Source organism: Chitinophaga tropicalis, from assembly GCF_009758205.1.
In the GTDB taxonomy this organism is placed as follows: Bacteria; Bacteroidota; Bacteroidia; order Chitinophagales; family Chitinophagaceae; genus Chitinophaga; species Chitinophaga tropicalis.
On sequence record NZ_WRXN01000004.1, the window covers coordinates 114486 to 126013 of the forward strand.

Sequence of the window (11528 nt, forward strand, 5' to 3'; positions counted from 1 at the left end):
AGACTGTGCGATAACAATATTCCAGGTAAATATCCAACATATAACCAGCAGGAATATTTGCTTAAGGATCATACTTTCTTCTATTTTAATGATGTAAAAATCTATGTGATGAGTTTATTGATAAGCCCCAACATTTAACTCTGTTATATTGGCAAAAGGAGGTCTGTTGCTGGCAGTTATGGTGAGCCTTACATACCTTGTACTGGCAGGAAAGAAAGCAAGTGACGCGGAACTGTTTGCGTCAAAATCAGACAGCGCACCCATCGTTCTGAAGTTAACACCATCACTGCTTAATTCGAGCATCACTGTTTTGGTATCCTGATTTGCAGAACGCCTGTAAACCTGTACAAATGCTACTTCTTTCTCATTTTGCATATCTACCAGCAACCAATGGGGTAAAGGGGCATCAGGTCCCCACATACTATGCCACCAACTATTGAAATTACCGTCCAGGATAGCATCCTTACCACCGCCATCGCTTGCCTTTTCACTGGAAACGGTTACCGTCCATCCCGTACGGTCAAGAGGTTTCAACTGCATATCAACATTGATAAGCAGGTCTGCTTTTACACCGGTGCCATCTGCAGCTGTAGCGGTAACGGTGGCCAGTCCTTTTCCTCTGGCCTCAATCCATCCGGTAGCATCAATACTGACTACGGCCGGGTTTGAAGATGACCAGTTGATAGTTTTGCTGGTGGTATACATGGGTAATACAATGGCTCTTATACTGGTGGTATCTCCTACTTTCAGGGTCGTTTTATTACCAGGATTAAATACTATGCTTTTTGAAAGATTAGATGCAGGTCCCGAAGTATCCTGCAACTCCGCATTAATCTGCCCTCGCACTATGCCGCCGGGGTTAAGTGAGGTAGAAATCAGATAGTAACAATTACTCTCAGTCAGCCCGATAATTCCTTTTTTACCCAGTTCGTTCTTACCAGACAGACTAAAGGTATAGCTGCCTGTTGCATTTGTGCTTTGCAGTGCTGAGGAGGTGAGCAGCTGCCCGTTGGTACCAGCACCAGCAGGCCCCCACACCTGGATGCTTTTTATGGTATCTGTCACGTTGGTCTCCCAAAGATCCTTCCAGCTTACGGTAGCTGTTACGGTCCTTACATCTTCATCCAGCCAGCCTGAAAAAACAGCAGTACCTTTATGAGCAAGAGCCGGCACTAATTGTGCTGCATCTCCATCTCCACTTAAGAGATAAACACAGGAGTTACTGCTAGTGAGGTCGCCTCCTTTTGTGCAGGCAACCAACAACAATGGCATATATAGCCAGGTAACTATTCTTTTTACTGATCTTATTTTCATCAAAAAGATTTTCATTTCATGATTAATTTTCTCTGGCAAAATGTTATGGGGAACAGGATGAAAGGCCTGCAAAAGACAATTACTGATCAATAACCGGGATTCTGCTTCAGTGAAGGGGACTTTGTCAACTCAGTTTGCGGAACAGGAAAGAAATACATCTCATCCCTGAACACGTGGCTGCGAACAACTATCAGCCGGTAGCTGAAGACACCATTAGCGGCCCTTGTGATCTCCATGCCGTGCATATCCCGGTTCTCTGTCTCCGACGCGATCTTCCATCGGCGCACATCCCAGAAGCGATGTTCTTCAAAAGCCAGCTCTACTCTGCGCTCCGCCTGTATAAAAGCCCGCATTTCCTCCTTATTCATACCCGCCCTGATACCGTACATATTATCGACGCCAGGTTCTATCCCAGCTCTGTTACGGATATCCTTCAGCCACCCGATTATCTGTTCAGAAGGACCATAGGCTTCATTGTAAGCCTCAGCTGCATTGAGCAATATCTCGGCATAACGAATAAGAATACCCGGACGCATCAGCAGGCTACCACCTCCTATTACTGTATTGCTAAGCATTTTATAGCAATAGTAGCCGGTACGCGTTGCATTGTTCTTATAGATACCATCCAGGTTAGCACTGGTTTCATTTGCATTACCCGCTGGTATAACGCCGGTGTATGTACGTACAGGCTGATCACCAGAAAAGCCGCTAAAAGCCCGTAATGCGCCGTTAAACGTGACGGTATAATAAAAACGAGGGTCCCGGTTTTTGTACATATCATCTCCTATCCCGGAATATCCTGATGCAGGGTCAGTAATAGGAAGTCCGTTTTTCATGCCAAAAGCATCTACTAACTCCTGTAATGGAAATACGCTTACAGTTCCTATATACCGGGTGCCACGACTGGGCGGGTTCATAATTGTTTCCCGTAACATACTATTCCTTTCCGATGATGGGGTTTGATAAGCAAATATCTGCTCAGGCAAGGCATCATTAGGCTGGTATACAAGGAACAGGTTATAAAAGAATGGTGTGGAACCTCTGTAAAGACTATACGCATTCATATCAATCACCGCCTTGTTAGCCTCTGCGGCTATCCTCCAGCGATCAGGATCCGTATTCCCATAAGATACAAGGTGGTCAGGATCATCAGCCCTCTGCGTGTTGGTAAGCGGACTGGCGGCATACAACAATGCTCTTGCCTTGAGAGCCAGTGCAGCCCCCTTTGTAACCCTGCCGTACTCTTCACCAGGGAAGGTAGTATTGGGATAGCTGAGCGGAAGCATTCCAGCAGCTTTATCACATTCTGCAGCGATGTAGTTCACGCATTCTTCATAAGAACTCCGGGGTACATCAATCTTGTCTGTCTCATTGAACACCGTATCGCCAACAATCGGGAAACCACCAAAATGTTTCAGCATTGTGAAATAATACCAGGCTCTCAAAAATCTCAACTGTCCCTCGCATCGCATTTTATTCTCAACTGAAAGCGGAATGACAGGTCTGTTCCTGAGGAAAATATTGATAGCTCTGACCTGCGCATAGGTCGTAGACCAGATATTCTTGTCTGTATTACTGGGGTTGAGCGCTCCTCCGGAAATAATGTTCTGCAGGCCGGTTGGAGCGAGAGCAGACTCCGCCTCATCTATAGCGCATTCCAATCCTCCTGATCCAAAACGGTTGGGATCCCACGAATAGGTAAGATTGGAATAACGGGTATTAACATATTGAATTGCATATACGCTATCGCTGAATATTGCTTCTTCATTGAGGACCGAAAGTTTCTCCCTGTCCAGGAAGTCTTTCCTGCAGCCCGTTGCCAGTGTTGATACAGCCAGTACAATTAATACCGGCACAATTTTCTGCAGCCTGGTCATTCCATTGTATTTAAGTCTCATAGTCATATCATTTAACTACATTCCCAATTGTATTCCTAATATATAGTTGGCCATCATGGGATAGGCCTGTCCCTGGCCCGAAGCGATCTCCGGATCAACATCAAACCGACCTAATTTGCGGAACGTTGCCAGGTTATAGCCAGCAGCATATATCCGGGTATTTTTTATAAATGAGCTTTTCCGCATAAACTTTCCAGGTACCTGGTATCCCAATTCCACCGACTTAAGCCTCATATAGCTGGCATCTACAAACCAGAAGTCAGACACGGTTTGCCAGGATATGTTATTAATGTTGGTGTTACGGCCTATGCGTGGATAGGTAGCAGTCGCTGCCGTTTCAGGCGTCCATCGTTCCAGGTGCCAGGGACGCAGATTACTGTTGAAGGCATCGGCCCCTTCTGCATTGATCTGAACAGCATATCCGAATGCCCCCTGTAACAGAGCACGCAGATATAGCCCCTTATAGTTCATGGTAAGATTGATGCCGTAGGTAGTTGTAGGCAGATTGGGTTTGGACAGATAAGTCATGTCAGCCGTAGTGATCACTCCATCACCATTCAGGTCAGCATACTTCAGATCACCAGGCTGTAATGTACTCCACAATGGTTTGGCTATACCCTCTTTTATCTTACCGTTCACATCAAACTCTTCCGGTTGGTAAAATCTACGATTTACATATCCCAGCGTCGTCTGCCCGATCGCTCTTCCGGTCCTTGCCTGGTGAGGATAATCGGGCGCTTCACTGATATATATTATCCTGTTCTTGGCATACGATACGTTAGCGCCGATTGAAAAGTCAACCTCTCCAACCTGGTCCTGGTAAGTGAGTATTCCGTCAAAACCCCTGTTTTCTGTAATGCCGATATTCTTTGAAGGCAGGGTTTGCCCAATCAGGACTGGTACATCTCCCTGTGAAATCAACTGATCGTAACGATAGTTATAAAAGTAATCGGCGGTTAATGATAACTTACTCTTCCACAAGTTCAGATCAACACCAACATTGGTCTTTCGCTCCTTCTCCCAGGTTACATTAGGGTTTACCAATGCTCCTTCAGTAGCGCCGGCGCCAAAAGGACCTGTGGGTAAACTGTACTGAATTTCGGTACTGATAACGGTGGGGGCATTTACATCGCTGCCCACCAGGCCATAAGAACCTCTGACCTTGAGCAGGTCAACAAAGGGAAACAGGTCTTTAAAAAACTGCTCTCCGCTGATATTCCATCCAGCAGACAGTGCCGGGAACCAACCATACCGTTTAACGAACTTGTCTGATCCATTACGGGCTATATTAAACTCCAGCAGGTATTTCCTGTTAAAATCATATCCTATTCTACCGGTGAGCCCCCTGAAATTAGTGGGGATATTACCACCATCTGCATAACTGTTCTGGTTGAGCAGTGCCAGTCCATAGATATTATGTACACCAAAGCTCCGGCTGTAGTTAACTGATAGCTGGGTAATCAGCCGGTTATTGAAAGCCCCGCTACCTGTAGATAGTATATAAGCAGGCATTTTGTAATTACTTGCATTCCTGGGTGTATATGTATTGTTTTCGGGATTATAATAAAATACAGGCAGGGAACCAAGATCCCTTGTTAAATTCCTGTTTTCGTTAATATTGGTAGCATACGATACATTAAATTTTGCAGAAAGCCCGTTTGTGATAAAATCCAGCTTTTGATCGGCTCCTATTACGATGTTGAAGTTATTCTTAAAGTTGCGGATATAGCCACCATTAGCCAACCTGGTGATAGGGTTAGCATAGCCATTTCCCCACGTTTGATTGGCATATCCATAAGAACCGTCAGGATTGCGCAAAGGCATTACAAAAGGAGCGAATGCCCGGAAGGCCTGTAACTCCTTAAACAAACCTCCTGCATCCTGAACGCCACCGGGATTGTTCACCGTTTCAAACCGGCCATTGATATCAAACCGTATTTTGAGTGTATTCGTTGGTGTTATATCGAGATTTGAACGAAAATTGAAACGCCGGTAATAGTAGTTATTGTTCACATCGTCGCCCGGCAGTGTCGGAGCGAATTGTTTCAGGATACCATTCTGGCTGTAATACCCCAGTGAGGTAAAGTACTTCACCAACCGGTTACCTCCTGTAACATCAACATTGTAACGGCTCTGGAAAGTGGTCTTATTCAACAATACGCGCTGCCAGTTCACATTCGGATGTCCGTAAGGATCGGAGCCATCCCTGAACTTACGCAAATCTTCTTCTGTCCAGGGCAATGCAGGAGTAATGGATTGGCCGTAGGCGTCATTCAGTGTGGCCTCGTTCATCAACAAGGCAGTCTGATAGGAGCCAAGATAGGTCGGCAACCTGATAATACGGTTCATACCATATTCTGCGGTCACATTTATCTGCGGTTTCCCCTCCGCCCCCCTGTTAGTAGTCACCACTAATACACCATTGGCTCCCCTGATACCATAAACGGCTGTGGTGGCTGCATCTTTCAGAATGGTCACACTTGCTATCTCATTTACATTTATCTGGGCCAGCTGCTCATAGGTATATTCGATGTCATCCACAATGATCAGCGGTCTGTTGTCATTACTCAGCGAGTTCACCCCACGGATGAAAAACTCTGCTGCATCAGATCCCGGCTGTCCACTCCTTTGCTGGGAGAAAAAACCGGGTAACCTTCCTACCAGCGTATTCTGGATGCTGGAAGTGGGTATAGATTTTACCTCTGCCGCTTTGACTGTACTTACAGCTCCCGTATTAGTGATCCTGTTCTGGCGGCCGTAGGCTACCACGAGGACTTCTCCCAGATCCTTCGCTTCTTCAGAAAGTGTGATAACCTGTCCGTTCACAGGCGCTACTGTATTGGGAAGATAACCTACAGCAGTAATAACAAGCTTTGCGTTGGGGGTAGATAACCTAAGTTGAAAATAGCCATATTCGTCCGTCGCAATCCCATTCCTGGAGTTTCCCATCTCACTGACTGAGGCTCCGGCTACCGGTTCTTTCTTATTATTAAGCACTCTCGCTTTTATGAGCTGTTGGGCGATAACTCCCACAGGCAGAAGAATAAGGAACAAAAGCAAGGATATTCTTCTCATAAATATCATTTTAATGTCATTCAATTAGTAATTAGGGTTCTGCTGCATGGATGAGTTTACCAATATCTCCTTGTTGTCTACAGGGTAGAGATACATAGAAGCCTCATTGAAATAAGGAGAGGCAACAGTCTTCCTGGAGTAACTGAGTGATCCGTCAGTATTCTTTATAATGGACACTCCATGTAATGGCACTCCATATACCTGTTTGGCAATCTTCCAACGCCGGATATCGAAATACCGTTGTTCCTCAAAGGCGAATTCCACCCGTCGTTCATTCCTGATCACCTCGCGCATTGCATCTTTTGACAGACCGGCAGGCAAGGTAAAAGGAGAGAGACCGGCTCTCTTTCTGACTGCTTCTACTGCACTGTATACAGAAGCATCAGGTCCTCCGTATTCATTCTGTGCCTCAGCGTACATAAGTAATATGTCGGCGTAACGAATAAGACAGAACGTAGAAGTAACTGATGGATGGAACATTACAGTGGTAAAACCTGCATTACTGGCATCATTGGCCAGACCTTTTTTCAGGTAATATCCTGTCTGTGTTTGTATACCGTTGGCAACTGCTGCTGAATTGGGTTTATCCCGTCCCCCTTCAAATATTTCTACTTTCCGTTTCAACCAGGTAGCGCCATCATAAAAAACAGTCTGATCCAACCGGGGATCGCGATTGTTGTAAGGCTTTGCGGGATCGTAACCGGATGTCGGATCGGTAATAGGCAAGCCGTTCTTCATGGGGAAGGCATCCACCAGTTCCTGTGTAGGGCTCACCTGCCCCTCACAGGCCCGGTTATTAATACTGTTATAACCTACAGGACTCATCCTGTAGCCCCATTCAGATTGATAGCTGGCTCCGTACCGCGTAAATATAAATTCCTTATTTACCCTTGTATAATTAAGCAGGTAACGGTTATTTTCCAGTGCAAACAGGTTCAGGTCCATTACTTCCCTGGCAGCATCTGCAGCAGCTTTCCAGCGTTCCGTGTTTCCTTCCGCATATCCTGTATAATCAAGCGCTGGTGTTGAGGATGGATTGAACAATGGGCTTGCCGCCAACAGCAGGACTTTGGCTTTGATAGCCAGTGCGATACTTTTACGGATCCTGCCTGCTCCCCCATCAGAACCTTCTCCATTTCCATTGCCGCTGCCGCGATTAGCCAGCGTTTCATCGGGGCGCAGGCTGTCCCTCACGGCATCCAGTTCATTCACCACATATTGTACACAACTTTCAAAGCTGCTTCGGCGCTGACTAAAAAGAGCCGGATCGTCAGCTTCGAATACCTGATTATCCAACAAGGGTATACCTCCATAACGTTTCATCAGATCATAATAAAAGTATGCCCTCATCACCCGCACTTCCGCTCCCAGCCATTTGGGTAAGAGGGAATCAATCCAGGGCACTCTACGATAGTTTTTCAGGAAAATATTTACTCTCCTGATAGCAGAATAAGCGCTACCCCAGTTATTATCGAAAGTATTCAGGGGATCATAGCCACTGTTGATCATATTCCAGGTAGCGTTGCCGGGATTGCTGGGAACTGCGTCATCTGACGCACATTCCAGGGGTAAGCCATTTATCCTCGACCAGCCAGTAGGCAATTGGGAGTATATTTTATGTACCCATTGCTGTGCGAAATTGCCCGTTACATCTGTCTCATCCCATATATATTGTTCTGAGACGAAATTCAGTGGACGATCTTCGAAACTCTTTCTGCACGATATCACAGCTACCAACAGCAGCAGGCAGGCCCATGCTTTTCGTTTTATCATAACGTTTATTATTTTTTTGATCACGTACTGTAGAAGAATATTAGTTTGAACCTTTTCCAAGAATAGTCTGGCTGTCTAAAGGAGGTTTAATAAAAGTACTATCCGTACTGTCAGAATTTTGCATTGACGCCAAAATTCACAACCCTCATAATAGGGTATGCGCCACCCCATGCCTCAGGATCTACATCATCCCTGATACGGAACAGTTCTGACCAGGTAAGCAGGTTAAGTCCATTAGCAAAGAAGCGTATGGAAGGGAAGCCAATTTTCCGGGTAATAACAGGCGGGAATGAGTATCCTATCTCCGCACTTTTCAGCCGGATGAAGTCGGAACTGCGTATCCAGAAGGTGGAAGTTTGCTGGTTGTTTACATTGGAGCCGATCCATAGGCGTGGCTGAGTAGCCGCAGACGCTGTTTCAGGCGTCCAACGGTCCATATTATACTTGTAGGCATTGTTGAGCCCATTGTTGGCAAAACCGTAGAAAAAATCGCTTCCCAGGTAAGAAACCCTGTTAACGGAGCCCTGCACCAGCAGACTAAGATCAAAGCCTTTGTAACTGAAACCAGCAGTGGCACCGAAGTAGATCACCGGTTTGCCGTTTCCAATGGCTCCGTTATCATCATTATCAATTACACCATCCCCATTGCGGTCAAGATAGCGTATATCTCCCGGTCGCAGACTTGATCTCGGAGTTGATGCCAGTACAGCTGTATTGGGGTCATTGATCTCTTCGTAGTTCTGAAAAAGCCCTGTGGCAATGTAACCATACTGCAGCCCTACCTGTTTTCCAGTACCCATCTGGTAATCATAGGGTCTTGGCACTTCATCGTTGAAGATCACCTTTGACTGCACCAGAGAAAAATTACCGGAGAAGAAATAGTTAAAGTTCTTTACATGATCCTGCCAGGTGAGCGAAAGATCGGTGCCCCAATAATTGAACCGCTGCAGGTTTCTGACAGGGAAAGCAGTACCGAGCAATGCTGAGGTCCTGCCCGGTACACCTACCAGGTCAAAAAAGCGGTTCCTGAAATATTCGCCGGTAAACAACAACCTACTGTTAAAGAGGCCGAGGTCCAGAGCGAGGTTCAATTTATACGCCTTCTCAGGCCCCAAGTCCGGATTTGCCAGCCCATTTTCACCGGTGCTCCTTACTATACCGCCTCCCTGACCGAAATAATACGCATCATTGTTGTTGATGTTTGTGTTAGGGGTCCAATAGGTCTGGATATAGGTATAATATCCACTTTTGGCAAAGCCGGTAAGACCGTAAGAACCTCTTAGTTTAAGCCGGCTTATCCAACCAAGCGCCTGGATGAGTTTTTCATTATGAGCATTCCATGCAAGCCCCATGGCCCAGAAATCAGACCAACGTTCAGGCGGTGCAAAATAATTGAACCCGGCATGACTGCCAGCTGCTTCCAGCAGGTATCTATTGTCCCAGTTATAGGTAAACCGGGCGGCAAAATCGGTATAGTTCTGCGGCAGATTACCAGTATTATATACAAGATTACTTTGCTGATCTGCCAGCACCAATATTCCCGCCTGATGTTTGCCGATCACCCGTTCATAACCTGCGGCAGCTTCCAGGTAGGTAACCCGGTAACGATCATTGGGTGTACCGGAAGTAGATTGCTCACTAAACTTGCCATACTGGGTATAACTATGCAGACCGGGGTCATACTGAAAAACGGCAAAATCCTTGGCCCTGGCAGTAGTATAGGTGGATGAATTATTGTAGGAGCCTTGTACCCGTACATACAACCCGGGCACTACAAAATCAAGCAACTGTTTTAGTTGCAGGTCTACGGCCATATCCCGTCCATCCTGGTATTGATATCCGCGGTAAACAGCCTGGCCGTAAATACTCACGTTCTGACCATACTGGCTGGTGCCTCCCAGGGAGCCATCCGGATTCAGAACGGGATAAGCATTGGCCGGAGTATTTGCCAAAGCACTGAAGATGGCCGATGTACCCCCGCCAGGCTGATTGATACGCTGCATACGTCCAAACAGGTTGAGCTGCATAAGGGTGGTCTTTGTTACATCTACTCCTACATTTGATCGTACAATAAAACGGTCCAGCTGTACATTTGTGTTATATACATTAGTATCTGCAGTTTTCAGCAATCCACCCTCTTTCAGGTAGTCCACATCAACGAAATAACGGAAGCCCCTCCCGCTGCCCTGCATATTAACATTATAACGGTTAAAAGAAGAATTCTTCCGAAGTACTGTCTTGTACCAGTCTACATTTGGATAGGTATAGGGATTGGTCCCTGTCTTATAGGCTTCTATTGCCTCAGCACTATAAAGGGGAGTTACAGTAGTACCAGGGGCAGCATCATTCTGCCTTGCCTCGTTGAACAATGTGGCATATTGCCAGGCCTGCAATGGTTTGGGTAAAGCAGTAGGTGTACTGATACCAGCATTGGCAGTAACAGAGATCCTCGGAGATCCAATGTCCCCTTTCCTTGTAGTGATAGCAATAATACCATTAGAAGAGCGCTGGCCAAACATCACTGTTGAAAGGGCATCCTTCAGAACAGTGATGGATTCAATCTGATCGGGATCTATAGAGGTATAACCACGTTCAACACCATCAATGAGCACTGTCTGCGCCGTTGAGCCCCGGATGTTAAAGCCTGCACCAGCACCATCCAATCCGGGCATACCGTTGCTGAACGTAACCTGCAGGCCTGCGATCCTTCCAGGCAACGCCTGGAGAAGCTGAGCAGCAGGAGTAGTCATCAGTTGGCTATTTTTCACCCTGCCTATGGACTGAATGACCTGTTCTTCTCTTTGCGCACCGTGTAATACCTCTACCACCCTCTCACTATTTTCAAACAGGCTGTCTGCTACCGGCTTATCCTGGGGTAAGAAAAGGAACCTGGGAAAAAGCTGCACCTGCACTTCACGTCCATGTATAACTCTCTCGCATACATAAAAACCTGGTGCTGAAAACCTTAAACGATCACCAGCAGCAGCCATCAGAGAAAAACTGCCTACGTTATCTGTCTTCACCACGGGACCTCTTCCTAAGACCTTTACAGAGACAGCAGGAAAAGGTTTACCTGTATTGTCCCTTACAACACCTTTTATCAAATTCACTTGTCCCCAAACCTGCAACAATGGTAACAAAATCAGCAGTAAGCTCGCTATCCCGGATTTGATATAGTCTGAGCCCTCTACCTTTAACGACAATAAATAGTTGGTTGAATGCTTCGCATTACAGGAAGTTTTTTTCATAACGGGTATTTATTCTTAGATAGATCTGGTCGTTAGCCGGGAATACATCATCCCTATTATATATGTCCTGCTCAATAGATCGAAGATTTTCGAAAAAGGGAAACTTCTCCTCATGGCAGCAATCCTGATTACACCGGTTTTTGAAAACCGGGCTCACAATATTGGTCATTAAAACAAGGTTACAGGATACACAGATTCTTAAAAAAGGGACACATTTTAC

The 11528-nt window shown here is 46.0% G+C and carries 5 protein-coding genes; all 5 read right to left on the reverse strand.

Annotation, left to right across the window (positions count from 1 at the left end; translation table 11 throughout):
- Nucleotides 1–114: 114 nt before the first annotated feature.
- On the reverse strand, nt 115–1314 hold the full coding sequence (locus GO493_RS10995) for a discoidin domain-containing protein (protein ID WP_198315681.1): 1200 nt from the start codon (nt 1312–1314) through the stop codon (nt 115–117).
- Nucleotides 1315–1400: 86 nt separating this feature from the next.
- On the reverse strand, nt 1401–3212 hold the full coding sequence (locus tag GO493_RS11000) for a RagB/SusD family nutrient uptake outer membrane protein (RefSeq protein WP_198315682.1): 1812 nt from the start codon (nt 3210–3212) through the stop codon (nt 1401–1403).
- A 15-nt stretch (nt 3213–3227) separates the two neighbouring features.
- Nucleotides 3228–6287 carry a SusC/RagA family TonB-linked outer membrane protein gene (locus GO493_RS11005; RefSeq protein WP_157306214.1) on the reverse strand — a complete coding sequence of 1020 codons (3060 nt, stop codon included), beginning with the start codon at nt 6285–6287 and terminating at the stop codon, nt 3228–3230.
- 24 nt (nt 6288–6311) lie between these two features.
- Nucleotides 6312–8060, reverse strand: a complete 1749-nt coding sequence (locus GO493_RS11010; protein WP_157306215.1) for a RagB/SusD family nutrient uptake outer membrane protein — start codon at nt 8058–8060, stop codon at nt 6312–6314.
- 110 nt (nt 8061–8170) lie between these two features.
- The gene (locus tag GO493_RS11015; protein WP_157306216.1) at nt 8171–11308 is read right to left on the reverse strand and encodes a SusC/RagA family TonB-linked outer membrane protein; all 3138 of its coding nucleotides are present in this window, start codon (nt 11306–11308) and stop codon (nt 8171–8173) included.
- Nucleotides 11309–11528: the final 220 nt, after the last annotated feature.